Origin of the sequence: Bartonella krasnovii (assembly GCF_003606345.3) — a bacterium.
Lineage (GTDB): Bacteria > Pseudomonadota > Alphaproteobacteria > Rhizobiales > Rhizobiaceae > Bartonella > Bartonella krasnovii.
The window spans coordinates 1,435,001-1,460,492 of the sequence record NZ_CP031844.2 but is presented as its reverse complement, the minus strand read 5'-3'; the positions used below and the strand labels follow the sequence as shown (position 1 = coordinate 1,460,492).

Below are 25,492 nucleotides of genomic sequence, written 5' to 3'. Positions count from 1 at the left end.
AAATATGAGGTACAATTACCAAGATGTTTGTGCTGCTGGACCAAAGATCTCTTTGATTTTTGCACGAACAGGCTCGCTATTGTAGGCAGCAACTAATTTTTTGACCCATGGTTCATCTTTGTCGCTGGTTCGCACAACAATGATATTGTTATAGGGATTATTTTCTGCTTTTTCCCATGCAACAACATCTTTTTGCAAATCTAGTCCAGAAACCAAAGCCCAATTTGTATTGATAACGGCAATATCAAAATCATCGATAGCTCGCCCTAACATGCCGGCATCGAGTTCCCGAATTTGCAAGTTTTTAGGATTTTCAATAATATCCAGTGGAGAGGAAAGAATATCATGAGGGTCTTTTAATTGAATAAGACCTAAAGAATTGAGAAGGAGGAGGGCTCTTCCACCATTGGAGGGATCATTAGGAATGCCAACATGTGCACCATCTTTCAGATCTTTTAAATCTTTAATTTTGTGGGAATAGACACCAATTGGGGTAATAAACGTGTATCCTACAATTGAAAGTTTATACCCCCGCTGTTCCATTTGGTTTTTAAGATAAGGCGTGTGTTGAAAAGCATTTGCATCAATCTCTCCTGCATTAACAGCATCGTTGGGCAAAGTGTAATCAGAAAAATAAACAAGCTCAATTTCTAAACCAGCGTTTTTAGCTTGCTCCGCAGCGACTTGCCAAACAGTGGCTTCGTGTCCTTCCATGACACCAAGTTTGATTTTTGATTTTTCTGCGGCCATGGAACAAGCAGTAGATAAAAAAAGTGTAAAGAGAGAGAGGAATAATCCTATAATTATAATACGACCACGAGAAAAAAACTTTAATGTCATGTTCTTTTAACTTTCTTTTATAAGAGATTTTTTGAGGAAAGCTTCAATATACTCTATATTTTTTTATGAAGACCTAAAGTTATACAAGCTTGAGAGAATATTCAATCATTTTTATTTTAAAAAGAATATTCTTTTTTTCTATTTTTCGCAGTTTGGGGGAAATATCATCATTGGTTAAGGGAACCAATGACACTTTAAAAACTTCTTTAAGAGACGATTGGCTAAAGAGCCAAGTTATCAGATGATGTTTTAGCAGTCAATTCATGAGGGATATACTGCACAATCAAAATCAAAAGTCCTGTGTTTGTAGAGAGGGGTGGAGGGGACAAAGAGAGATTTTGTGGTCATAGGGCTGTGGGGATGGGGAAAAATAAAGATTGATAATTACTGGATTTAAATGCGGCAAATTTTTGCAAAGGCAAATATTTTGCCCTTTACATGTTAGAGAGGAAAAAAAATAATGTTAAGAAAGAATTTTTTATCAACGGCAATGATTTTATGGGCTTTGGGAGCATCAGGGGAGGCCGTGACTGCTTCTCACGCGCAAGCTGGGACCATTGCTGGAACCGTTGCTCGTGTTGCATCAGGTCAGGTATCTTTACGCACAGGTCCTGCGACAGCTTACAAATTGATCGCAATGGTTCCAATGGGCGCAAAAGTACAAATTTATGGCTGCTTATCCAATAAAACTTGGTGTTCTCTTGGTTATGATGGAAAAGTTGGTTGGGCATCTGCTCGTTATGTCAATGTCGCTAATGTTCCTACCATTGCTTTTAAAAAGGTGCCGGTAAAATCAAATTCCATGATAAAATTACCAAAAGTAAAAAAAGAAAAAGTAAAACAGATTGTTTCTGATTTTAAAGCTCTTCCAATGATGCAAAAAACACGGAAAAACATGCAAAAACTGTACAGAACCGATGTGATTATTGATTCCACAGGTGTTAAAAAAAGAGATGAACGGACAATTTTAAATCCTTCACCAAAGGCACAAAAAGTTTCTGTAAAGCACGTCAATGCTTATAATCCCTTCTTTCCTGATAAGGTTAATGACAAAAATTTTGAACGCAATGAAACGCGTTACCGTGTTGTGACCTATCCTGCTCCATAAGAATAAAATCAATCTCACAACAGGAATGGCTAAAAGATCAGCAGCATGAAGCAAAAAATGCTTCATGCTGCTGATCTTATTGTCCCATAAAATGGTATCAAGGTGGTGAGAGATAATTTAGGGTGATAAGAGTTAAGAATACTCAGGGTGAAATTTATCAATGTCTCGAGATATTGTCCTTATAAGATAATGTTTGGTGGAATTTATTAAAGCTGGATTTTTAAAGAGAATGGCTAGGGGCTTCTTATCCTTATACTATTGTGTCGTAAGGCGACATGAGGATGGTGATCGGTACAAACTGGTTAAAAAGTGCGATTGTGTATAAGAACAGTGCAGATAGAGATCTTCGTTTTTTAAACGGTGCGGGATAATTTTAAGGCTACTTAGGCATTCAAGGATGTTTAGGGTAGAATTTGTCACTCCCCCGTAGGACTGTTCTTTAGGGGATGATATGAATCTTCAGTAGGGGAAGATTTTTTGAAGAAAAGCCGGACCTTTGACAGACCGGCTAGGATTCTTCGTCCTTTTGGATAGGGCTTTTAATTGACGGACTTAGATTTTATCAAATTACGAGAAATGAGCAATTCAGCAATTTGAACGGCATTTAATGCAGCGCCTTTTCTTAAATTATCGGCAACAACCCAAAAAGCTAAACCATTTTCAACGGTGATATCTTCACGAACACGGCTAATAAAGGTGTCATCTTCTCCTGTACCTTCGTAAGGTGTGGTATAGCCACCATCTTCGTGTTTATCGATAAGCTGACAACCAGGGGCATCACGGAGGAGCGCTTGCGCTTCAGATACGCTGAGTGGTTTTTCAAATTCAACATGGACAGCTTCCGCATGACCGATAAAGACCGGAACACGAACGGCTGTGGCTGTGAGTTTAATTTTCGGATCAAGAATTTTCTTCGTTTCAGCCGTCATTTTCCATTCTTCTTTTGTATAACCATCTTCCATGAAAACATCGATATGAGGAATGACATTAAAGGCAATGCGTTTGGTGAATTTTTTTGATGTAATAGGATCTGCAACAAATACTGCGCGTGATTGTTCGAAAAGTTCGTCCATTCCCTCTTTACCAGCTCCAGAGACGGATTGATATGTAGAGACAACAACCCGTTTAATGGTGGCAGCATCATGGAGAGGTTTTAAAGCTAAGACCAGTTGAATTGTTGAACAATTAGGATTGGCGATAATATTCCGCTTAGAAAAGGCACTTATCGCTTCAGCATTGACTTCAGGGACAATTAACGGAACATTGGCATCATAGCGCCATGTAGAGGAATTGTCGATGACGACACAGCCCGCGGACGCGATTTTAGGGGCATATTCTTTGGAAATGCTTCCCCCCGCAGACATAAGACACAAATCTGTGTCAGAAAAATCGTAACTATCCAGAGCTTTTACTTTTAAAGTTTTATCCCCATAAGAAACTTCTTGTCCTAATGAGCGTCGTGATGCTAAAGGCACAATTTCGTGTGCAGGAAAACCACGCTCTTCTAAAATTGTAAGCATTTCACGACCGACATTTCCTGTTGCGCCGACAATTGCAACTTTAAAACTCATTTTCTATACTCCTTCGTGTCTCTCCACGTTTATTCCCCGCGCTATACTCAGGAGAGAGTGAGTTGGTCAAGGAAAATCATAAATTATATCTTCAATAAATCCGATGTTGTGCACAGCACATCATAATCGTCAGCAAAATAAAGTATTGTATTGCAAATAATATTGTCTTTTTTGATTTTTTCAGAATTGAAAAAATTGAATATTTTACGCGGAGTTTTCATCTCTTTGCGAGAGCACTTAAGTGAATTTTTTCTCTTCTGTCAATTGTTTCTCTTCATACTTTTGAATTTTTAAAAGATGGTATGACGTATCGTCTTGGGAGTTTTTTTGTCTTTTATCTGTTAAGTGTCCAATTATTTGATTTTTTCCCTCTCTTTAAAGACTAAAATTTTTATTCAGGCTGTTTCCCGACCGAATAAAAATCTTCGTCTTTTGGGGTGAAGACGGTTAAAATGTTTTTTCATGTTATTGAAAACAGTTGAGGGCATCTCAGTAAATTCATGAAAATAAGGGGGTGTTTTTTTCATCAGAAATCAACAGCAAAATTGCTCTTTGTTTTTTGCGGGTAAGCTCTCTGAAATTTTTCAAAAGTAAATATTCTGCTTTACTCGATATTCTATCATTAAAATGTGAGGAAATCTCTTCTTTTTTTGTGCTCTCAGCGTAAAAGAAGGAAACGGGAACCTTGAGTACATCAGCAATTTCCTGTAAACGTGCTGCGCTCACACGATTTAAACCTTTTTCATATTTTTGGATTTGTTGAAACGTTACGCCCAAATGACTTCCTAATTGTTTTTGAGAAAATCCCATCATATTTCTTCTGAAGCGAATTTTTTGGCCTAAAGAAATGTCGTAAGAATGTGAATTTTTAGCTCGCACTTTGTTTCCCCTCCGGTTGCGAGCGCCCTCGCATTGGTATCCGGGGTCTGGAAGTGCTGAAACCGAGTCAGCCTCTTGCTTTTAGTGCTTAAGAGCACTTGGACATAACAAGAGCCCCCGGAAATTCCGGGACACCCGCCAAGCGGGTTAATTTTATACTCGGTTTTCGGGCTTCCAGACCCTATTTGATCGTCGCGTATACGACCAAAAACACAAGCTTTATTCATAAGGCAATAGCTTTCAGTCGTCAATTGAAATTCTAATTGCTTATTTCAAGCAAATAAAGCGCATTTTTTAGCCTATAGAGCATTTTTTAGCCTATAGAAATGTCATTAAAATCTGGATATTTGGTTTATTACTTATGCCTTTCAGGTGCGAGCATCATCGGTATTGGACTTCTAAGATTTGGGGACTTCCGGGATCTGGAAGTGCTGACTCAAAACAGCCTCTTGCTTTTAGTACTAAGAGCACTTGGACATGACAAGAGTCCCGGAAGTATATTTACAAAGCAGGATTTAATGTTTGAGTTTGAAAGTCCCCTGACCGCCGTGTATACCGATCAAACCGTAAGGCAATAGCTTTCAATCGTCAATTGAAATTACAGCCCATTTTCCTTGTTGGTTTTTTCAAGTTTTGATGTCATCAAGGCATCCACGATAGATAAAAATATTTTTTGAGATATTTTGAAAAGTTGTAAAGTTGAATTGTAAAACTCTTTTTCTCAAGACACTAAGATATCATCTTGATAGAAGCTTGATAACAGTGGGCTTTTGAGAAGAAAATTGTCTGAAGAGTGTTTATTTTTTATGGGTTGTTTTTTCATCGTTTTGCAAAGGACGGGCTTCTGAAGTCAGCATAATGGGAACGCCATCACGAATAGGATAGGCAAGTTTGGCTTTGAGAGAAATAAGCTCTTGTGTTTTTCGGTTGAAAGAAAGTGTGCCTTTTGTCATCGGACAGACAAGTAATTCAAGCATTTTGGGATCTGTGGTCATTTTTGTCATGTTTTTACGTTCATTAGTTCAAACGGTAATCTGTTCCTGTTTGTTTCATGAGTGAGCGTTCTGTTAATGCGAGAAGCGTTTGGGCACGGCTTTTGATATCTGGCGCTTCAAGCAGAGCTTGTTTTTCTGCTGGTGTAAAGGGAATAAGCGCTGAAAAAGCATTCACCAATATCGGTGTAGGGGCTTCTATGATGCTGCTCCAGTTGTATTCCATTTCATGGATGGTCAGATATTTTTCAACAACGTCAAGTAAGCTTTCTCGATGAATGCTTTCTTCAATATCGAGTTCTTGTAAATCTTTTATATTTGATTGGATAAGAGCTGTTCGATAGGACTTTGTATTTGTCAATTCTTGTTTTAAGGTAAAGCGGCAGATACCTTGTAAGATAATAAATAGTTGTCCGTTGCCTGTTTCACTATAGTTTGTAATGCGTCCTATACAACCTGTTTTATAAAGTTGTGTAGAAAAGCGGTCCGTACCGGATGAAAGGGGTTGAATAATGCCCAAGAGACGATCGGATACCATAACATTTTCAATCATTTCAAGCGATTCTGGTTCAAAAATGTTGAGCGATAAAAAACCACCAGGCAGTAAGAGTGCACCTTCTAAAGGAAAAAGAGCAATTTGCTTTGGAAGATCATTTTCGCAATTGTAGAAGATATTACCAGCTTTCATGAGTATGTTGTGACCTTTATTCGGTAATTTTAGCCTGTCAATCGTTGCATTTTATGACACTACTAAGAAAGCATAAAATCTACTCCTTGTGCATTAAAATCAACCTTATAAAAACTTAAAATCCTTATTCTTGATTCTTAAAAGAGTATGAAACCTTACCCTTAAGGCTAATTGCACAAGAAAGAATATTGCTTAAAAGAATATTGCTTTGTGATCTTTTTAGTGTGTGACCTTTTGCATAATTTTCAAGGGGTATTTTTGTCTATAACTTTTGATTTTTGTCTTAAATTTCCTAAAATGTGTTGCTTACAATTTTTGTAAGCTTCAAAAGGAGGCTATTATAAATCTTTTAAAGGAGCTTATGCAAGTTTTAAAATGAAAGCTTGTGGTTCACTTTACTAATGACAGTACGATAAAGATAGGTTATAGATTAAAACATGCTGGAAAGAGCGTTATCGTTTCTTTCATTCTTTTGCGGGAGAGTGCAAATTGCAAGTTTTCGCAGTGCCGCCGAAGGGGAAATAGCCCATAATCTCTCAGGCTTTAAGGACCGTAAAAGGAGGAAGGCAGATCTGGAAAGTCGGGAGAGCCCGCGCCGAAGGTGTAAGCGAAAGTCTTTTCGCGAGTCTCTCAGGTTGATGACAGAGGGGTGCAGAGACGACCATATTGTGTGGGCGTTAGCGCAGCTTTGGAGTTATTATGGGCACACAACAAGAAACATCTTTTTTAAAAACACTTCCTTTATATGATCTGCATGAAAAAGCAGGAGCAAAATTTGGTGCTTTTGCGGGGTGGAATATGCCTTTGACTTACCCTCTTGGCGTTTTGAAAGAGCATCTTCATACCCGTGCACATGCAGGACTTTTTGATATTTCTCATATGAAATTGATTGCCGTTGAAGGGGCACAAGCCGTAGAATTTTTATCCTATGCTTTTCCCATTGATGCAGCAGCTTTAAAAATTGGGCACTCACGATATAATTATTTGCTCAATGAGCAGGCTGGTATTCTTGATGATCTGATTATTACTCGTTTGGAAGAGCATCGTTTTATGTTAGTTGCCAATGCTGGGAATGCAGAGGCTGATTTTGAAGAACTGAAAAGGCGTGTTGTTGATTTTGAATGTCAAGTGATTGCCCTTGAAAGGGTGTTGCTTGCTCTTCAAGGCCCTGAAGCTGCAGCTGTTCTGGCTGATGCCGATTTACCAGGGAATGAATTGTTTTTTATGCAGGGATTCGAACCACAACAAGATTGGTTTATAGCCCGTTCTGGCTATACGGGAGAGGATGGTTTTGAAATTGCTTTGCCCATAGGGCATGCGCATATGTTGGCTGAAAAATTGCTGAGTGATTCGCGTGTTGAGTGGATTGGGCTTGCCGCACGCGATAGCTTGCGCTTGGAAGCAGGGTTATGTTTGCATGGAAATGATATTACCCCTGAGACGACACCTATTGATGCGGCTCTAACATGGGCTGTTCCTAAAAGTGTTCGAGAAAAAGCACAATTTTACGGCGCAAAGGCTTTTCTTGAAGCGTTGCAAAAAGGACCTGATCGCTGTCGTGTTGGATTAAAACCGCAAACGCGCCAACCTATTCGTGCCGGTGCAGTACTTCTCGATGAGCAGGGCAACGAGATTGGCGTGGTAACATCAGGCGGTTTTGGTCCTTCGTTTGATGGTCCTGTCGCGATGGGGTACGTTCCTGTCGCGTGTAAAGTTGAAGGAACAGAAGTCTTCACAGAACTGCGAGGCAAAAAGATTGTACTCTCAGTGCATTCTCTTCCCTTTGTTGAACAACGTTATTTAAAAGGATAATTTTTTTATGTCTAAAACTTATTTTACACAAGACCACGAATGGCTTAGTGTTGAAGGAAAAACGGTGACTGTTGGGGTTACACATTATGCGCAAGAACAATTAGGCGACTTGGTTTTTGTTGATTTACCACAAAGTGGAACAAAACTTTCCAAAGGAGAAGCGGCGGCTGTTGTGGAATCCGTTAAAGCAGCTTCAGATGTTTATTCTCCTCTTGATGGTGAAGTGGTCGAAGTCAATGAAGCACTGGCTGATAATCCTGAACTGGTCAATCAGAAAGCTGAAACAGAAGGCTGGTTATGGAAAATGACATTGCAGGATGAAACACAACTGGAAGGGTTGTTGGATGAAGATGCTTATAAGGTTCTGATTGGATGAGTGTCATGATCGAGCGTTCTTTTTCTTCTCGACATATTGGGCTGCGTCCTGATGAAACACAAAAAATGCTTGATGTTTTAGAGCTCGATAGTGTTGATGCACTCATTTCTCAAGCGGTTCCTAATTCTATTCATTTGGGACGTTCACTGAACCTTCCCAAGGCAGCGAGTGAGAGCCAAGCCTTGGAAGAACTCTCCAAAATGATGGGGCGTAATTGTGTGCACAAAAGCTTTATTGGGCAAGGATATCATGGAACATTTGTGCCTCCGGTTATTTTACGAAATCTGTTTGAAAATCCCGCTTGGTATACCGCTTATACGCCGTATCAAGCAGAAATTAGCCAAGGTCGTTTAGAACTTCTGTTTTATTTTCAGACATTGATTAGTGAACTGACAGGTTTGCCTGTTGCTGCTGCTTCTCTTCTTGATGAAGCAACCGCTTTAGCGGAAGCCAATGCTCTTGCTTTTCGTTTTGCGCGGGAGAAAAAAACAAAAATTTCTCTTCAGAGTCTTTTGCATCCTCAGACTTTGAGTGTTGTGCAAACGCGTGCTGAAACACAAGGCATTCGGATCAGCTCTGAGAAAGAAATTTGTTCTGATACAGCGGCAATTGTTCTCTCTTGGCCTGATACAAAAGGTTCTTTTCATGATTATAGTGAGGTCATAAAAGAGGCAAAGGAAAAAGGAGCGCTGGTTATCGTTGTGGCTGATCCTTTAGCGCTTACACTTATGGAAGCACCAGCAAAATGGGGCGCTGATATTGTTGTCGGTTCGATGCAGCGTTATGGGGTTCCAATGGGGTTTGGTGGTCCCCATGCAGGCTACCTTGCGGTGAGTGATGCACTCACACGCCTTATTCCAGGGCGTATAGTGGGGCAATCCGTGGATACAGAAGGGCGCGTTGGTTTCCGTTTAGCTTTGCAAACACGTGAACAACATATTCGGCGTGATAAAGCGACGTCAAATATTTGTACGGCTCAGGCTTTGTTGGCTAATATGGCAACCGCTTATGCTGTTTGGCATGGGCCAAAAGGTTTACAAGAAATTGCGCAGCGGATTCATCATTTAACATGTCGTTTTGTTGCTGGTTTAGAGGCTGTTGGTGTTTCTTGTGAAGGTGAGTCTTTTTTTGATTGTGTCAGCATTGTTGTAACGGGAAAAGCGAGAGAAATTGCGCATCAAGCTAAGATGGGTGGACGTCTTGTTCGTGTTCTCGATGATGATACCATTGCAATCAATTTTGATGAATTGTCGACAGAAGAAGATGCCGCTGCTCTAGCACAGCTTTGGGGTGCGCAACTCGTTGATCAAGTTTCTCCAAGACTCTTTGGTCAAAGGCGGGATGCTACTTTTCTTTCTCAACCCTTTTTTCATGCGGTTCATTCAGAGACAGATATGATGCGCTTATTGCGTCGTTTAGCGGATAAGGATTTGGCGTTGGATCGGGCGATGATCTCTCTTGGGTCTTGTACAATGAAGCTGAATGCGGCAGCTGAATTAATGCCGGTGAGTTGGGCGAGCATGGCCAATATACACCCTTTTGTTTCACAAGAGGATGCGGTGGGTTATTTGGAGATGATCAATCAGTTAAATGCGTGGTTGTGTGAAATTACAGGATTTGCGCAAGTTTCTTTTCAGCCAAATTCTGGTGCTCAAGGTGAATATGCGGGGCTTTTAGCAATCCGCCGCTATTACCACTCACGGGGAGAATATCAACGGACAGTTTGTCTTATTCCGGCCTCTGCACACGGGACCAATCCAGCTTCGGCGCATATGGCGGGCATGGAAGTTGTTGTCGTAAAATGTTTAAGCGATGGCGATGTTGATGTGGATGATCTCAAAATGAAAGCGCAATTGCATAAGGATAAATTGGCCGCTCTCATGATTACTTATCCTTCAACCCATGGGGTTTATGAGGAAAACATTAAGGAAATTTGTTCTATTATTCATAAAAATGGCGGACAAGTTTATTTTGATGGTGCTAATCTCAATGCACTTGTGGGGCTTGCGCGCCCTGCAGATATCGGTGCTGATGTGTGTCATATGAATCTGCATAAAACATTTGCCATTCCTCATGGGGGGGGGGGGCCTGGGATGGGGCCAATTGGGGTTGCAGCGCATCTCAAACCATTTTTACCAGGACATGAACAAGATGGTACAACCCATGCGGTTTCAGCAGCGCCTTATGGAAGCGCATCTATTCTTGCCATTACGTGGATGTATATTCGAATGATGGGTGCTGATGGCTTAAAATATGCAACACAAATCGCTATTTTAAATGCTAATTATATTGCTGCACGTCTTTCATCCGTTTATTCTATTCTTTATCGAGGAAAACACGGACGTGTTGCTCATGAATGTATTGTGGATACACGCCTGTTGAAAGATCAGTATGGGGTGAGTGTTGATGATATTGCAAAGCGTCTCATTGATTATGGATTCCACGCGCCCACAATGTCGTTTCCTGTTCCAGGAACTTTGATGATTGAGCCAACGGAGTCAGAACCAAAAGCAGAAATTGATCGTTTTTGTGATGCATTACTCTCGATTGCTGAAGAAGCGAAGAAAGTTGGGGATGGGGTCTGGCCAAAAGACAATAATCCATTGGTGAATGCCCCTCATACAGTTGCAGATACTCTAGATGATGCTTGGGCGAGACCCTATTCGCGACAAGAAGCTGCTTTTCCCAATAGTTCACTCGATCCAGCCAGCAAATATTGGGCTCCTGTATCGCGGATTGATAATGTTGCAGGAGATAGAATGCTTATTTGTTCGTGTCCACCCTTGAGAAATACTTACTAAATAAAAAAACATGTATTTAATTTGTTTATTTGCATAAATAAAAAGCCCACACATTTTGTGTGGGCTTTTTGCTTATTGATCATGTTCCTATGGTGTCATTTGTCTATTTTTTAGAATTTTTCCCATATTTTTACAACATGAGTAAAATCGAAAAGTCGACAAAAAACTATAGTTTGTCGGTGATAGGCATGCTCCCCTTTTTTCTCTATCGTATGGCTTGGTTTAAGTTGATTAGGCGTATTGGTTATTTTTAAGTCAGAAAATCTACATAAACGAGAGTAAAATCTATGGGATAGGGTTTACAGTCTGTTACATGGGGTATGACAGTTACTCTCACTAAGGTGACTATGAGCAGTTGTAGAAGGAATAAATTTACTTTTAATGCTTCTAATCATAAAAGGTACGCGAAACTTTGTTGCCGTATCTCGTCAACTTTTCAGATTTTCGAGCCAAGAATTGTCTCAATATTTCTCTTCTATCGGCTCTTTATGAAGATGATGCAAAAAATATAGATAAATACCAGTCTGAGTGTGTAAACGAAAAATCAAATGCTATTATGGTTGCTTGTTTCAGAGTCTTTTATAAAAAGCCGGTACATTTTTCCAATTTATTGCAGATCAGTTTTCGACTTTATGGCATTATTTTTTTTAAGAGCGCATGTGCTTTAGCTGTTGCCTATCAATCAAATCCAGACCTAACACAGTAGCATATTTGAGCTAGAGATTAAAACGAAAAAGAGCTTTGTAGGTAGTTTCAGCTTTTTCATGCCTGTATGTCATATGAGGGCGTAAGGGAGTTGTGTATCTGTGTTAGGGTAATCTTTAAAATTGAAAAACAATCTCATTTGCGAAAGCTGTAAAGGTAAAAGTCAATCCTCAGTTTGTCATCCCTTCAACTGTATGGCTTTCAAAAGCATCTAAAGTCATATTTTTAAGAATGGAGATTAGACATTTCCCCATATTTTGGGTTTATTGTGTTCTTAATAGGGGGATGACCTTTATGTAAAACAAAATGCTCTAACCTAAACAGAATATACTTGGGGTGTTAATTCACCTGTTTGTTTTAAAGAGACATTTCTCTCCCAATCCTATTTCACGACGGTGCCTGTAGATGGGGTAATGATAAATCTATTGAGCACTCCTATTTTTACCTTTCATTAAGGAGTAAGTTGGCACTATCATACACTTTATTATCACATACTTTGCTTGCACCTTATACAGCCCTTGGACTTTAGAGAGGTCATAAGGTCTTATTTCTTAATTTTAAATTATTTTTATCTATACCCTAGCCTTGCTTGTGGTATGCAAAGGAATAAATTTGATTGCTTTACGATGAATAAAGATAGAAATAAAAGAAACTTACGAGACTGCTTGTCTTGTTCGATATGGAGAGAATGACTAATTTGACATTAATTTTAAAAAGTTAGCGATAGATTCTCTCTCGTTCATTTATGTGAGAAAAAAGTTCAATTTTTGTGTTTTGGGGTGACGTTTACTTTTATAAAACAGCTCATCAACTTGTCTATTTTAAGACTTCTGTGAATAAACGGTGTCTCATGACCATGCTATGCGATTGATGGTTGTAAAATCTTTCTTAGAAGCCTTCTCATTTTTTTAAATGATGATTTGTATCGGTTTATTTATTTAAAGAGTCTTTAGGTGTAAATGTACTTATAGCGTGATCCAAGAGATGTTAGAATTTCATTGGGAAGGGTGTTGGCATCGAGAGATACTTTTTCAAGTGTTTGATGAGGACCAATCAGTTCTACCCAGTCACCTGTTTGAGGTTTTTGATCAAGATCGGTTGTATCTACAATAATGGAATCCATAGAAACGCGCCCAACCATGGGCAGTTTGTGTCCATTGAAATAAACAGCTCCTTTATTCGAAAGAGTACGGAGCCAGCCGTCTGCATAGCCAATAGAAATGGTTGCAAGAGTGCTTGGTCTGTTGGTTATAAAGCTTTCTCCATAACCAACAGGTGCTTTTGCACCAACAACACGGTTTTGAATAACTTGGGCTTCAAGTTTTAAAACAGGTTTTAGAAGAGATGGGTGTTTTCCTGAAGGGTCGATTCCATAAAGTGCAATACCGGGGCGAACGAGGTCAAAATAAAAATCTGAGCCTAAAAAAATCCCTCCAGAATTTGCAAAAGAAACTTTACAAGGGGGCAGTTGTGCGAGAGCAGTTTTGAAAGAAGTTAATTGGGTATAATTTGATGGGTGAGTATCATCTTCTCCATTAGCAAGGTGACTGAGAATATATTTTATGTCTGCATTTTCAAAAATTGTAGGATGTTTGATGAGTTTTTGTAATTCTTTTTGATCAAGTCCTAATCGGTTCATATGGGTATCGATTTGAACAATTGCTGGAAATTTTTTATCCTTTTTTTTACAAATATTTTGCCAAACTTCAATGGCATTCCAAGAGTTTAGAACCGGAACAATACCAGATTGTGCAACAAACTCTTCTGCTAAATGTGGTAGTCCATTCAGAAGAGCAAGCGTGACATCTGATGGTAAAATGCTTTTTAAGAGCAATGCTTCTCTGATTTGAGCGACAAAAAAAGTACGACAACCCGCTTGATAAAGAGCCGGAGCAATTTTGTGAGCACCGAGCCCATAGGCATTTGCTTTCACAACGGCTGAACATTGTGTTGGCGCCACACGTTTGGCTAAAGCGATATAATTGGCCACAATGGCACTGACATCAATGGTTGCGACAGCTGCATAGAGGTGTGTGTTTATTTCATCATTAACGGATTTGTTCATTTTAAAATCTTATCTTTGTTTGTACGTACGGCTTTTTCTTTGGTTATTTTACAGAAGCTCCTTAGATAAAAGGAAAAGATATTGTCTGTGACAGTTAAAATCATAAGTCTTCCATACTGAATTATGCACCATGAAAGTTGTTTTTTTATGTAAAATGGTACTCTGAATATAAGAGATATTTTAGTTTTAGTTGTGTTATGAGCAACACGGTGCTTTCTGATAATTTGCAAAACATAAGTTTTTGTTTTTTTACTTATTTTCTCTTGTTGAAGCATATTAAAAAAATAAAGCATAACTTATTGTATTGTATCATTTTGAAGAGTGCAATGTTATGCTATTATTGCAGGTGAAGTTGTTTCTCTTAAAACAAGCATGGTTTGCTTATTCAGAGAATGTAAAATGATAAATTATTCACTCTCAAGCAGTAATTTACAAGCAATGACCTGTAAGTTTTGTACCACGATGAGGGGGGGACGGTTATTCATCTAGGCAGCTTTAGGGGTTATTTTATGCACTTAAAATTACTTTTGTCAAATGGTGAAGAGCGTGTAAACATATCGCTGATACATTAAAAGCCGTTGATTTGGATATTCTTTGTTTGCAAGGTTTGCAAGATGGATCCGTATTGCTTTTTTTGTGCTGGTTTTGAGTTAAATCATTTTAGTGGTTATAGAGCACATTAGTTTCACTTATTTATGGAAAAAGAAGTGTAAAAAAGGTCAAAAACAATGGATGTAATGTTTGATTTTTTGAGGGAGTCGTGCGTTTATCATTCAATTAACAAAAGTTTTCATTCTTTTACTTTAAGGTGTTGGGTCATAAATTTTGTAAAGTGAAAGAATATTATAGCGTTATAATGCACAAATAGCATGATGTGTTAAAGGGCGCTGTGATTGTTTAAGCTTCAATTTTTTTAAATGTGATTTATATTGTATTTTTTCATTCGATTAATTTTGACAAAAAAGTGTTAATCCTAAGCCTTTTGTTTTAAGAAAATTGTTGGCAGATGGGTATGCAAGTACTATATCACGTCAAGGATTCGAAATTTAACGTTCAATAAAGATATGGGGAAGAGTATGAATACGTCTGCTACCAGTGTTCCATCAAACAGCGGCAGCGTTGCTTCAGATTTTCCGATTCCTGAGAATGTATTCGCTCTGACTGTTCAAGAAGTTTATCATTATACGGATCGTTTGTTTAAATTCCGCTTAAATCGTCCGGAGAGTTTTCGTTTTCGTTCGGGTGAATTTGTTATGATTGGTTTGCCAAATGCAAAAAAGCCGATTTATCGCGCTTATTCGATTGCAAGTCCCTTTTGGGATGAACAGCTTGAGTTTTTTTCGATAAAAGTTCCAGGAGGGCCATTAACCGAGCATCTGCAAAAAATTAAAATTGGTGATACAGTGCTTATGCGTAAAAAACCTACAGGAACGTTGGTTCTTGATGCTCTTATTCCTGGAAAACGTCTTTATCTTTTTTCAACTGGTACGGGGGTTGCTCCTTTTGCAAGCCTTATTCGTGATCCTGATACTTATGAAAAATTTTCAGAAGTTATTCTTATTCAAACAACACGTGAAAAGAATGAGTTAACTTATGCAAAAGAGCTTGTTTGCTCTTTGCAACAAGATCCGCTAATTGGGGCATATGCGCAACAGTTGAAATTTTATCCTATGACTACGCGTGAACCTTCTGAGCATATGGGACGTATTACGACTGTTATGGAGAGCGGTGCTTTTTTTGAAACGACTGGTTTACCGAAAATTTCTCCTGATGAAGATCGGGTGATGATTTGTGGCTCTATGGCAATGTTAAAAGATTGCGCAAGGATGTGTGAAGGTTTTGGTCTTGTTGAAGGGGCAAATAATGCTCCCGCGACTTATGTTGTAGAGCGCGCTTTTGTAGGGTAATGGTTGGAGTCTGATGCTCCTTCAAACAACACGTGAAAGGAACGCGTTGACTTATGCAAAAGAACTTGTTTGCTCTTTGCAACAAGATCCGCTAATTGGGGCATATGCACAACAGTTGAAATTTTATCCTATGACTACGCGTGAACCTTCTGAGCATATGGGACGTATTACGACTGTTATGGAGAGCGGTGCTTTTTTAAAAAACGACTGGTTTACCGAAAATTTCTCCTGATGAAGACCCTGTGATGATTTGTGGCTCTATGGCAGGTGTTAAAAGATTGCGCAAGGATGTGTGAAGATTTTGGTCTTGTTGAAGGGGCAAATAATGCTCCCGCATCTTCATGTTGTAGAGCGCGCTTTTGTAGGGTGAGAGGAAAGTTGTGATGCAGTATGCGCTAATGCACTGATCGAATCCCAATCTTTTATAGCGATGAGTTTTTGAGGCGCTATCCAAGAACCGCCAACGCAGAAGACGTTAGGAAGTTGAAGCCATTGTGTTGCACTTGTTTGTGTTATACCGCCTGTAGGACAAAAGAAGATTTCAGCGAAAGGAGAGGCTAACGCTTGGATGAAGGTAAGACCTCCAGCAGCTTTGGCAGGAAAAAATTTAAGATATGAATAGCCTTTGTCTAATGCTTGCATGAGTTCACTTGGGGTCATTGCACCAGGAAGAAGGGGAATTTCACTATTTTTTGCACAATTGATTAATTCGTTGGATAATCCAGGGCTTACGATAAATTTTGCTCCAGCTCGTTCGGCTTGTTCGTAGTGCGTTGTGTTAAGGACTGTTCCGGCTCCAACAATTGCTTCAGGAACTTCTTGTGTAATTGTCTTAATTGCTTGGAGAGCGTCTAGTGTTCGCAAAGTGATCTCAATTGTTTTTAATCCGCCTTTGACAAGAGCACGTGCTAAAGGTACAGCACTTTGTAAATTGTCGATGGTCAAAACAGGTATAACGATTTGTCCTTGAAGATATAATAAAAGGGTTTCTCTTTTTTGACACATGATATTTTTTTCTTTTTGGATATGGTATTGTTTATATCGTTTGATTAAGTACCAATATGTTAAAGAATATATGAATAGATCTTGAAATTGAATGAAACGCACGTTATGGCAAAACACATGGAAAAGAATTTTAAAGTTGCTGCACTTTATTGCTTTGCAGATTTGAAGCATTATCGTCAATTACAAAAGCCTTTGCAGGATTTATGTCAAGCAAAGGATATCAAAGGAACTCTCCTTTTAGCACAAGAGGGAATTAATGGCACTGTTGCAGGTTCTTGTGAAGCGATTGAGGCATTGGTCGGTTTTATTACGGCTGAGCCAGCGTTTCAAACGCCGGAGATTAAATATTCATGGGCATCGAAAATGCCTTTTCATCGCATGAAAGTGCGGTTGAAAAAAGAAATTGTGACAATGGGGGTTGAAGGGGTTGACCCGCTAAAAGTTGTTGGGACTTATGTGGAGCCTGAAGATTGGAATGCTCTTATTCAAGATGAAGAGACAATTTTGATCGATACCCGTAATGATTATGAATATGCAATTGGGAGTTTTCAAGGAGCGATTGATCCACAGATTAAAACATTTCGCGAATTTCCTGAATGGGTGCGTCAACATGAAGCTGATTTGAAGAAAAAAAAGAAAATTGCTATGTTTTGTACAGGCGGTATTCGTTGTGAAAAATCAACAGCGTATGTTCGTGAACTTGGTTATGAGCAAGTGTACCATTTAAAGGGAGGAATTCTGAAATATTTGGAAAAAGTCCCCAAAGAGGAAAGTTTATGGTGGGGAGAATGCTTTGTTTTTGATGAGCGGGTTTCTGTTCAACATGGTCTTGAAGAATGCGGACGCGAACTCTGTCGCGCGTGTCGTTCTCCTTTGAATGCTGAAAGCAAATTATCGCCTCATTATGAGGAAGGTGTTTCTTGTGAGGCTTGTTATAATACGCGTAGTGAAGCGGATAGAGAGCGTTTTCGTGAACGCCATAGGCAATTCCAATTGTTGAAGTTGCGTGCAATTGATGCTCATCAAGGGATATAAGGATATCATCGTGTAGGGATTTAAAATTTAGTGTTTTTTTCTTACAGTTTAAGAGAAAAGCGTCTTTAATCTTAGTAGAAAGATATTTCATAAGACCGGATCTTGTTCGGTCTTTTTCTTTACATTAATCTATTGATTTATAAATAATCATTATAGATCGTTTGTTTTCTCGGATTTTATAGGGTTGAGTGTTCAAATACTTTATCATTTAAAAAGCAAGAATCCGTTGACAAATAGTTTAGTACATTGATTTATAATAATTTATTGTTTTTATCTTGAATAAGAAATTTGAGTGTCGTGAGGGTTTTCTCATTCCCAATCTATTTCTATGAATGATGTTGGAAAAATGGAATGGGGAAGCTAAATAAGAGGTGCTTTTAAAGAAAGATTATGATTTTTGTTGTAGGGATTGCGTAGAGGAGTGATCTCATAAAAGTGGGGGGATGGCTTTATTGGGTGACAGAGAGTGTTGCTTTTTAGCATCATGTTCTCTTTAAGAATTAAAAAATGTTTAAAATTAAAAAAATGATTGAAATGAGAAAGGATTCGTTTTATAGAACTCCTTGCCCAAAGTCGCACGTGCCTGTGGGTGTCCGCTGGTTCTCAAATGGTGAGGTCAACCGGTACGGTACCTGGAACTAACCGCTCCAGTCATTCTTACAGCCAATTGCAAGAATGAGGACATCTTGAAGCAACGACGGTGCGGGCCTTTCTGGTGTCTTCCAGCTGTACAAATGCTGGGATAACTATAGAGGCACACCTCATTGCCTTCAGTGCGGAAGTGGTTTTTTCAACTCCAATCAAAAAGGCAGATAAAGTAGGATAACGCAGTTTCTGCGCTGTCTTTCATTGTATGCAATATTGGTTTCTTCCTGATTATGAAAATAATCAGAGTGCTGATAGAAGCTACGCGTATTTTGTCCTTTGGCTATTGGCAGCTCTGTGCTGCCCAAGCATAGAGGAGGGATTTTATTCCCTTAGGAGAATTGGTGATGGTAACGCAACGTATTCGTGATTTTCTTGCAACACATCGTTCTGAAGGTCCATGCTTAATTGTTGACTTGGATGTTGTTCGCGAAAACTATTTAAATTTTGAAAAAGCTCTTCCACAGTCTCGTATTTTTTATGCAATAAAGGCAAATCCAGCTCCTGAGATTTTGCATTTGCTTACCTCCTTAGGATCATCTTTTGATGCGGCTTCTGTTGCAGAAATTGAAATGGCTTTAGAAGCAGGAGCAACTCCTGATCGTATTTCTTTTGGGAACACGATAAAAAAAGAGTGCGATATTGCCCGTGCATATGCGCTTGGCATTTCACTTTATGCTGTTGATTGTGTTGAAGAAGTTGAAAAAGTTGCGCGCGCTGCTCCAGGAGTTTGCGTGTTTTGCCGTGTTCTTACCGATGGAAAAGGTGCAGATTGGCCTTTGTCACGTAAGTTTGGTTGTGCTCCTGCTATGGCTGTTGATGTATTACGTCGAGCACATCAATTGGGTTTAAAGGCATATGGTGTTTCTTTTCATGTGGGATCTCAACAAACAGATCTTGATGCGTGGGATCGTGCTTTATCGGATGCGGCTACAGTTTTTAAGCATTTGGAGCAAGAAGGAATTTCGTTGAAATTGGTGAATATGGGTGGTGGTTTTCCAACACGTTATTTAAAAGATGTTCCTAGCGAGCAAACTTATGGTATGGCTGTTTTTGATTCGTTAAAAAAATATTTTGGCAATCGTATTCCTGAAACGATCATTGAACCAGGGCGTGCTATGGTTGGTAATGCTGGTGTTATTCGCACAGAAGTTGTTTTGATATCCAAAAAAGCTGACAATGATAATGTCCGATGGGTTTATCTTGATGTTGGAAAATTTAACGGTCTTACTGAAACTATGGATGAAGCAATTCGCTATCCTATTGAAACCCCTCATGATGATAAGGTTATGGAGCCTTGTATTTTGGCTGGACCAACATGTGATTCAGTAGATGTTCTCTATGAAAAAACACCCTATCCGCTTCCTTTATCTCTAACAATAGGAGATAAGATATTGATTCATGGAACGGGTGCTTACACAGCAACTTACGCGTCTGTTGCCTTTAATGGGTTTGAGCCTTTACGATCGTATGTGATCTAAAATTTCCTTTTAACGATAGGTATTTTTGGATTTTTGGCTGTGCTCGTTATTGCGCTATAAGAGGGTAGATCATCGAGATGAATATGATTAATTTTCAAACAAAAAATGGGGCATGTTTTAAACTTTTATTGGAGCAAGAAGCAGATAAGCCTTATCGAGAAATTTTGCTTGATGCGACGATGGGGCGTGGACGTAAACGTAAGTCATCAGAGGCTTTACGTCGTGGCCGGTTAGCCGCTCAGGGGCTTTCTTTTGTGGTTAAAAACGCACTCGGTGAGCTTGTGGGGAGTGTCCGCCTTTGGCATGTATCTTTTTTAAAAGAAAAAAATGAAACACAACATGCTTTACTTTTGGGACCTTTGGCTGTTGCTGCTGAATGTGCTGGTATGGGAATAGGATCAATTTTAGTTCGCCATGCAATTGAAACAGCCAAAAAATTAGGATATGGCGCTATTTTATTGGTGGGAGATTTTGAATTTTATCAACGTTTTGGTTTTTCAAATTGCTTAACAGAAAATTTGGCAATGCCTGGTCCTTACGAAAAGCACCGTTTTCAAGCCTTGGAACTGATACCGCGCTATCTTTCTGGTTGTTATGGCACTTTGGTTGCTAGCGGAGAATGTACCGTTTCTAGGCGTTTTCAGCATCATAAAGTGGCTTGAAGGTTGTATTTATTTCATTTTTCAATACTGCGAGCAGTGGAAGAGAGCGTGTTGGCGGGGGTAAAGGGGGGGTAAAAAGTTTTTGGGTGTTGTTTTGCGATTGGTTTCTATGGCTTTTTTATGGAGCTGGTTTCTTATTTTTGATTGTTTTAATGAGGGTCGTAAAAGTATATTTAAAGCTCATTTTTTCAGGGAGTGTTTTTTTCATAACCTTGAAAGAAACTAAACTTTTAGGTGATTTTGGATGCTTTGTCTGGTATCAGCATAAAATTTTTTAGCGCTTAATATTAATTTGTCGATCTTATATCGAGACAGTTTTTATTCTCTTTTTAATGGTTTTTATTTCCCTGCTTGTGGGGGGGAGGGAATGGTTTTAATTGCTTCATCATGAATAGTTTTCAAATAGGAAGATATTTACGATATTTAGATTGCTCATTATAATATGTAAAATGATAAATTATATTTATAAATCAATATATTCTTATAATGAGAACTTCTCGTTTATATTCTTGATTTTTTTATATCAGAGATAATGATTTTCCTATCAGGAAAAGGATATTGGAAGCATTGCTAAATTATTACTGAGTGGATTCAATATCAATGTTCTTTCAAAAAAGAGCCATTTTGAAAACTTTTTAAAAAACATGCTCTTACTTTTTTTATTCTAAAGATAATGTTTTCAATTGGTATGAGGGTGTCGAATACAGAACTCTCATTTTAAGTTTCGCATGCAAAATCAAAAAATCATTGCTCTACATATTGTAAAGAAAATGCGCTTGTTAATAAAAATTAAAAAGATCATAAATCTTTTATGGAACAGTTCAAGAAGAGGGCATCATGGAGAGCAGGAAAAGAGAATGCTGTTCTATTCTCGTAATCCTAAAAAAGTGAAGCGACAGAATTTTATAGGATCATTTTTTATGAGGCCAGTAGCGTAAAATAGGATTGGGCGAAAGATGAGAAATCAAGAATCTTATAGAAAGAGCTGCTTTATTTTTATGGTATATAGAACTTTAGATAAGGTTTTTGTTTATACTTCTTTCTTCTAAAACAATTTTTTATATGAGAAGTTATTTTTTAATACCTAAAGAACTATGTATTGAAAAAAATTTATCAAAAAAATCGTTTAGAATCATATGTGGATTTATCTCATCTCTTAAAAGGCTCTAAAGTTATAGAGAATAAAGGAAAGCAATAAAATATTTCTCAATTTAGGTTAAGTTTAGTGGCTTGGTGGAGAATCAGTGAGGGGTGGTATTTTTTTGAGAAAAATGGTCATCAATGTCAAAAAACCAAAGATGATGGTTATGATAAAGAAAATATCACTCAAAGCCATAATCATTGCTTGGATGCGCGCTATACCAGATAGTTGAGAAAGAGCGAGTGTATACGAATCAAAGGTTTCTGTTTTGAAGAATAAAGAAAGTTTTGAAAGCATTTCAGTTGCTTGTCTATTTGCGTAATTGAGTGTTTCGGCTATTCGTCCGTAATGGAAGTCTGTACGTTTTGTCATGAGAGTGCTGATAATGGCAAGCCCTACAGCTCCCCCCAGATTCCGTGTGAGATTAAAAAGTCCAGAAGCATTTTGCATGCGTTCTGGCGGAAGTGTTCCCAAGGCAATGTTATTAACAGGAACCATACATAACATTACAGAAGCACCACGGAAAACTTGTGGCCAAAAGAGTTGCCAAAAATCCCAGTTGTCTGTGATAGAACTAGCCATCCAAGTTCCTATTGCAAAGCCAAAAAGTCCTATCGCCATCATCAAACGTGCATCTATTCGTGCAGAAAGATATCCTGCAAGGGGAGCGGTTAATAGCATGACGAATCCTGAAAGAAACAATGTTTCTCCAATCATGAGAGCATCATACTGGCGGATTTGGCTCAAATAGACAGGATAAAGATATGTGAGTCCATAAAGACCTATTCCCAAAGAAAAGGAAAAAATGGATGCAGCAGAAAAATTAAAATTAGAAAAAGCCGTAAGATCAACAATAGGCTCTTTTGCCGTAAAAGCGCGCCAGAAGAAGAGGATGGCAGACAAGATCATGATAATGAATAAGTTCCGAATCAGCCTATCATTTAACCAATCATGTCGTGCCCCTTCTTCTAGTACATACTCTAAAGTTCCTAGAAAAACAGCCATAGAAATGAGTCCCAACCAATCAAATTTAGCCATGAGAGTTGGGTTTGCTTTATCAAAATTAATCAATTTCCACGCGAGAATTGAAATAATAATTCCAAAAGGCACATTGATGAGAAAAAGCCAGTGCCATGATAAGAGATGACAGAGGTAACCGCCGACCGTTGGACCAATCGTGGGGGCGAGTGTTGCGACGAGTCCAACAATAGGGACGACAACTGGACGTTTGGAAGGAGGAAAAAGAACATAAGAGGCGACAAAAACGCTTGGGATAATTCCGCCACCAATAAAACCTTGCAATGCACGGTAGATAATCATCTCTCCAATGGATGCTGCTGTTGCACAAAGAATAGAGGTAACCGTAAATCCAATCGCCGAGATCGTAAAGAAAACGCGTGTTGAAAGCAATCTTCCTAAGAAGCCAGAAAGAGGTAACATGATGACTTCAGCGATGAGATAGGAGGTTTGAACCCATGAAATTTCTTCAGAGCTTGCAGCAAGACCCGCTTGAACTTCAGCTAAAGAAGAGGCAACGATTTGGATATCCAAAATAGCCATAAACATGCCAAAGGCCATAACGATGAAAATTACAATGTTACGGATTTCTATGCGCTCTTGAGACTGTATAGGCTTTGGTATGGAAGGTGTCATACTAATAAGGTCATTTACTTGTTGTTATAAGAGACTTTTATCTTATGGTTGTGTGCGTGTATCAACTTCTACTGAAACGCTCATTCCTGCTCGGATATGACCGGTCTTTAAGACTTCTTCTGGAATAGAGATCCGTACGGGAATACGTTGAACGATTTTTGTAAAGTTCCCGGTAGCATTTTGTGGAGGAAGAAGAGAAAAAACAGCACCTGTTGCAGGTGAAATAGAAAGCACTGTTCCTGTAAAGACTTCCTTTTTGAAGGCATCAACAGCAATATAAGCTTTTTGTCCCGCATGAATATTTTGCAACTGTGTTTCTTTATAGTTTGCTTCAATATAAAGCGCATGGATAGGGACTAACGCTGCAAGACGTTGGCCATTTACGACAAAATCTCCCGTTTTTGCTGTTAAGTTTCCTATAATTCCGTCAAATGGCGCGCGTATAATGGTTGAAGCAAGATCACGTTGTGCTTTTTCACGTGAAAGTTCTAAGCTCTTTGTTTGACTTTCTGTTTCACTTCGTTGTGCCTCTAGCACTTGGATATTGGCACGTGCAGCAGCGATTTGTGCATCCGCACGGTTAACATTGGCAATGGCTTGTTCATAGGCTGATTTTGCATCATCAACATCTGATTGAGGGGCATAACGATTGGCTTTCAGTTCTGTAATGCGTTTTAAGGTGAGTTGTGCATTGGTTGCTATGGCTGAAGCGGCTGCTTTTTGTGCTTGTGCATCATCTAGTGCACTGTGAGCAGCGGTAATTTGTGCATCAATACGTTGAAGCGTTTTTTGTTGTGTGTTAAGATGCGCTTTTGTTTGATCCAAGGCTATTTGATAATCACCGTTGTCTAAGTAAAATAAAACATCGTTCTTTTTTACAACTTGGTTGGCTTTAATCGCAATTTTTTCAATATATCCATTTAATTTAGGCGCAATTGCAGCTATATCTCCTTGCACATAGGCATCTTCAGTAGAGAGCATATAACGCCAATGTGTTATCCACTTATAGCCAAACCAAAGCATAAAAAGTGCAAAGATGATAAGAAAAGCCTTAATTACCTTCTTTTGTTTTGTTTTATCAAATTTTTTGGTTGAAAAAATTGTCTCAGCTATAGACATGATTTTATACTTTCAATATTTACATCCCAATGAGTATAATAAGCCTGATACTATAGGCGTGGGCTATTGTACATACAAGGACAAATAAGAGCTTTTCAAACAATAAGGTAATGTTTGAAGCATAATGATAAATATATGAACTTACAAGTTCAAGAACTTATTTTATTACGCATTTTTTACAAAGCCCTCGTACTTCTAGAGTACTTTTGTGGGCTTGGAAGTTAACAGCTTGAACCATTTGTTTTAAACTTGATACAATCGTTTGATTTTGTATTTCATTAACTGTGCCACAGTTTTCGCAAATGATGAAAGTTGTAAGTTCGTGTTGACATTTTTCGGGATGTAAACAGACCATAAAAGCGTTTACACTTTCGAGACGATGAATACATTTTAATTGTACGAGTTTTTCTAACGCGCGATAAACTTGGAGAGGGGCGCGAAAACCTTCTTCGCGTAATTGGTCAAGAATCGCATAAGCACTTAAAGGTCCTTTTGCATTCTTTAAAGTGTTCAAAACCAATGTTTGGTTACGCGTTAGTTTAGAGGACATTGATATCTTCTTCCTTTTGCTTTCATGGAAAATCATAAAACGTGTAAGGTGTTTATGCAATGGTGATTATAGAATATGTCGCCTATCTTTCTTTTACATGATGTGCGCGTCATGATATTTAAGGAGAGTTATAACCGTTGTGAGAGGAGATAAGGGTATTATGACCTAAAAGAAGTCATTATCCCGCAAGAAATTTTCATGCAATTCGCCTTTATAATTGATTAGTCCTGGTTGTTTATGTTTTTTTAGAAGCGTGCATGATTAATTTATTATTTTAGTTATTGATTTTTATAATTTTTAGTTTTTGTATAAGATGCCTTGAAATAGATGGTTGTTGCTATAATGTTATATTTTTGCAAAAAAGTAAAAAATGATATTGACTCTTTTGGGGAAAGGGTTCTATATAGCGTTCGTTAACGAGGGCAGTTTCTGCTTGCGATGGTTGGTTTTGCTCTTG

At 38.6% G+C, this 25,492-nt stretch carries 19 protein-coding genes and 2 riboswitches; of the genes, 9 read left to right on the top strand and 10 right to left on the bottom strand.

What is annotated here, in order from left to right; translation table 11 throughout:
- Window positions 1–15: 15 nt before the first annotated feature.
- Complete coding sequence (locus D1092_RS06265) at window positions 16–840, bottom strand: MetQ/NlpA family ABC transporter substrate-binding protein (RefSeq protein ID WP_120122649.1); 825 nt, start codon at window positions 838–840, stop codon at window positions 16–18.
- Between the two features lie 460 nt (window positions 841–1,300).
- Here D1092_RS06265 and D1092_RS06260 point away from each other — a divergent pair, with 460 nt between their 5' ends.
- Entirely contained in the window at window positions 1,301–1,948 is a 648-nt protein-coding gene (locus D1092_RS06260) for an SH3 domain-containing protein (RefSeq protein WP_120122648.1), read from the top strand.
- 539 nt (window positions 1,949–2,487) lie between these two features.
- Here D1092_RS06260 and D1092_RS06255 read toward each other — a convergent pair.
- From D1092_RS06255 to D1092_RS06240, 4 genes are all read right to left on the bottom strand, one after another.
- Window positions 2,488–3,519 carry an aspartate-semialdehyde dehydrogenase gene (locus D1092_RS06255; protein ID WP_120122647.1) on the bottom strand — a complete coding sequence of 344 codons (1,032 nt, stop codon included), beginning with the start codon at window positions 3,517–3,519 and terminating at the stop codon, window positions 2,488–2,490.
- A gap of 498 nt (window positions 3,520–4,017) precedes the next feature.
- Window positions 4,018–4,398: a helix-turn-helix domain-containing protein gene (locus tag D1092_RS06250; RefSeq protein WP_120122646.1), complete on the bottom strand. Its 381-nt coding sequence runs from the start codon at window positions 4,396–4,398 to the stop codon at window positions 4,018–4,020.
- A gap of 797 nt (window positions 4,399–5,195) precedes the next feature.
- Entirely contained in the window at window positions 5,196–5,402 is a 207-nt protein-coding gene (locus D1092_RS06245; RefSeq protein ID WP_120122644.1) for a Trm112 family protein, read from the bottom strand.
- Between the two features lie 13 nt (window positions 5,403–5,415).
- A complete protein-coding gene (locus D1092_RS06240; protein WP_120122643.1) occupies window positions 5,416–6,078 on the bottom strand; it encodes an LON peptidase substrate-binding domain-containing protein in 663 nt (220 codons plus the stop codon).
- A 465-nt stretch (window positions 6,079–6,543) separates the two neighbouring features.
- Window positions 6,544–6,641: riboswitch (glycine riboswitch) on the top strand.
- Window position 6,642: 1 nt separating this feature from the next.
- Window positions 6,643–6,733, top strand: a riboswitch (glycine riboswitch).
- 44 nt (window positions 6,734–6,777) lie between these two features.
- On the opposite strand from D1092_RS06240, the gene gcvT reads away from it, so the two are divergent.
- From gcvT to gcvP, 3 genes are read left to right on the top strand one after another with little or no spacing between them, the layout of a single operon-like run.
- Window positions 6,778–7,890 (top strand): glycine cleavage system aminomethyltransferase GcvT, encoded by a 1,113-nt coding sequence (gcvT, locus tag D1092_RS06235; protein WP_120122642.1) that lies wholly within the window; start codon window positions 6,778–6,780, stop codon window positions 7,888–7,890.
- Window positions 7,891–7,897: 7 nt separating this feature from the next.
- Window positions 7,898–8,266 (top strand): glycine cleavage system protein GcvH, encoded by a 369-nt coding sequence (gcvH, locus tag D1092_RS06230; RefSeq protein ID WP_120122641.1) that lies wholly within the window; start codon window positions 7,898–7,900, stop codon window positions 8,264–8,266.
- Window positions 8,267–8,271: 5 nt separating this feature from the next.
- Complete coding sequence (gcvP, locus tag D1092_RS06225) at window positions 8,272–11,067, top strand: aminomethyl-transferring glycine dehydrogenase (RefSeq protein ID WP_120122807.1); 2,796 nt, start codon at window positions 8,272–8,274, stop codon at window positions 11,065–11,067.
- 1,654 nt (window positions 11,068–12,721) lie between these two features.
- Here the strand turns inward: gcvP and alr are convergent.
- A complete protein-coding gene (gene alr / locus D1092_RS06220) occupies window positions 12,722–13,837 on the bottom strand; it encodes an alanine racemase (RefSeq protein ID WP_120122639.1) in 1,116 nt (371 codons plus the stop codon).
- Between the two features lie 1,076 nt (window positions 13,838–14,913).
- Here alr and D1092_RS06215 point away from each other — a divergent pair.
- The gene (locus tag D1092_RS06215; protein WP_120122637.1) at window positions 14,914–15,744 is read left to right on the top strand and encodes a ferredoxin--NADP reductase; all 831 of its coding nucleotides are present in this window, start codon (window positions 14,914–14,916) and stop codon (window positions 15,742–15,744) included.
- Between the two features lie 13 nt (window positions 15,745–15,757).
- Window positions 15,758–15,976 carry a ferredoxin reductase domain-containing protein gene (locus D1092_RS09630; protein WP_174767366.1) on the top strand — a complete coding sequence of 73 codons (219 nt, stop codon included), beginning with the start codon at window positions 15,758–15,760 and terminating at the stop codon, window positions 15,974–15,976.
- A gap of 107 nt (window positions 15,977–16,083) precedes the next feature.
- Here D1092_RS09630 and eda read toward each other — a convergent pair whose 3' ends face one another.
- Window positions 16,084–16,749, bottom strand: a complete 666-nt coding sequence (eda, locus tag D1092_RS06205; RefSeq protein ID WP_120122636.1) for a bifunctional 4-hydroxy-2-oxoglutarate aldolase/2-dehydro-3-deoxy-phosphogluconate aldolase — start codon at window positions 16,747–16,749, stop codon at window positions 16,084–16,086.
- A 117-nt stretch (window positions 16,750–16,866) separates the two neighbouring features.
- Between eda and trhO the strand changes: the two genes are divergently transcribed.
- From trhO to D1092_RS06190, 3 genes are all read left to right on the top strand, one after another.
- Window positions 16,867–17,784: an oxygen-dependent tRNA uridine(34) hydroxylase TrhO gene (gene trhO / locus D1092_RS06200; RefSeq protein WP_120122806.1), complete on the top strand. Its 918-nt coding sequence runs from the start codon at window positions 16,867–16,869 to the stop codon at window positions 17,782–17,784.
- 992 nt (window positions 17,785–18,776) lie between these two features.
- On the top strand, window positions 18,777–19,910 hold the full coding sequence (locus D1092_RS06195; protein WP_120122635.1) for a type III PLP-dependent enzyme: 1,134 nt from the start codon (window positions 18,777–18,779) through the stop codon (window positions 19,908–19,910).
- A gap of 77 nt (window positions 19,911–19,987) precedes the next feature.
- On the top strand, window positions 19,988–20,572 hold the full coding sequence (locus tag D1092_RS06190; RefSeq protein ID WP_120122634.1) for a GNAT family N-acetyltransferase: 585 nt from the start codon (window positions 19,988–19,990) through the stop codon (window positions 20,570–20,572).
- A gap of 1,222 nt (window positions 20,573–21,794) precedes the next feature.
- Here the strand turns inward: D1092_RS06190 and D1092_RS06185 are convergent.
- From D1092_RS06185 to D1092_RS06175, 3 genes are all read right to left on the bottom strand, one after another.
- Window positions 21,795–23,366 (bottom strand): DHA2 family efflux MFS transporter permease subunit, encoded by a 1,572-nt coding sequence (locus D1092_RS06185; protein ID WP_120122631.1) that lies wholly within the window; start codon window positions 23,364–23,366, stop codon window positions 21,795–21,797.
- A gap of 42 nt (window positions 23,367–23,408) precedes the next feature.
- Window positions 23,409–24,485: an HlyD family secretion protein gene (locus D1092_RS06180; RefSeq protein ID WP_120122630.1), complete on the bottom strand. Its 1,077-nt coding sequence runs from the start codon at window positions 24,483–24,485 to the stop codon at window positions 23,409–23,411.
- Window positions 24,486–24,642: 157 nt separating this feature from the next.
- On the bottom strand, window positions 24,643–25,035 hold the full coding sequence (locus D1092_RS06175; protein ID WP_120122629.1) for a Fur family transcriptional regulator: 393 nt from the start codon (window positions 25,033–25,035) through the stop codon (window positions 24,643–24,645).
- Window positions 25,036–25,492 lie beyond the last annotated feature (457 nt).

Excerpts from the sequence above, each read along its gene's own strand:
- D1092_RS09630 (WP_174767366.1), top strand. The coding sequence starts at position 15,758 with ATGCTCCTTCAAACAACACGTGAAAGGAACGCGTTGACTTATGCAAAA.
- D1092_RS06175 (WP_120122629.1), bottom strand. The coding sequence starts at position 25,035 with ATGTCCTCTAAACTAACGCGTAACCAAACATTGGTTTTGAACACTTTA.
- D1092_RS06240 (WP_120122643.1), bottom strand. The coding sequence starts at position 6,078 with ATGAAAGCTGGTAATATCTTCTACAATTGCGAAAATGATCTTCCAAAG.
- D1092_RS06215 (WP_120122637.1), top strand. The coding sequence starts at position 14,914 with ATGAATACGTCTGCTACCAGTGTTCCATCAAACAGCGGCAGCGTTGCT.
- D1092_RS06265 (WP_120122649.1), bottom strand. The coding sequence starts at position 840 with ATGACATTAAAGTTTTTTTCTCGTGGTCGTATTATAATTATAGGATTA.
- D1092_RS06255 (WP_120122647.1), bottom strand. The coding sequence starts at position 3,519 with ATGAGTTTTAAAGTTGCAATTGTCGGCGCAACAGGAAATGTCGGTCGT.
- D1092_RS06185 (WP_120122631.1), bottom strand. The coding sequence starts at position 23,366 with ATGACACCTTCCATACCAAAGCCTATACAGTCTCAAGAGCGCATAGAA.
- gcvT (WP_120122642.1), top strand. The coding sequence starts at position 6,778 with ATGGGCACACAACAAGAAACATCTTTTTTAAAAACACTTCCTTTATAT.
- D1092_RS06195 (WP_120122635.1), top strand. The coding sequence starts at position 18,777 with ATGGTAACGCAACGTATTCGTGATTTTCTTGCAACACATCGTTCTGAA.
- D1092_RS06260 (WP_120122648.1), top strand. The coding sequence starts at position 1,301 with ATGTTAAGAAAGAATTTTTTATCAACGGCAATGATTTTATGGGCTTTG.
- eda (WP_120122636.1), bottom strand. The coding sequence starts at position 16,749 with ATGTGTCAAAAAAGAGAAACCCTTTTATTATATCTTCAAGGACAAATC.
- alr (WP_120122639.1), bottom strand. The coding sequence starts at position 13,837 with ATGAACAAATCCGTTAATGATGAAATAAACACACACCTCTATGCAGCT.
- D1092_RS06245 (WP_120122644.1), bottom strand. The coding sequence starts at position 5,402 with ATGACAAAAATGACCACAGATCCCAAAATGCTTGAATTACTTGTCTGT.
- gcvP (WP_120122807.1), top strand. The coding sequence starts at position 8,272 with ATGATCGAGCGTTCTTTTTCTTCTCGACATATTGGGCTGCGTCCTGAT.
- trhO (WP_120122806.1), top strand. The coding sequence starts at position 16,867 with ATGGAAAAGAATTTTAAAGTTGCTGCACTTTATTGCTTTGCAGATTTG.
- gcvH (WP_120122641.1), top strand. The coding sequence starts at position 7,898 with ATGTCTAAAACTTATTTTACACAAGACCACGAATGGCTTAGTGTTGAA.
- D1092_RS06190 (WP_120122634.1), top strand. The coding sequence starts at position 19,988 with ATGAATATGATTAATTTTCAAACAAAAAATGGGGCATGTTTTAAACTT.
- D1092_RS06180 (WP_120122630.1), bottom strand. The coding sequence starts at position 24,485 with ATGTCTATAGCTGAGACAATTTTTTCAACCAAAAAATTTGATAAAACA.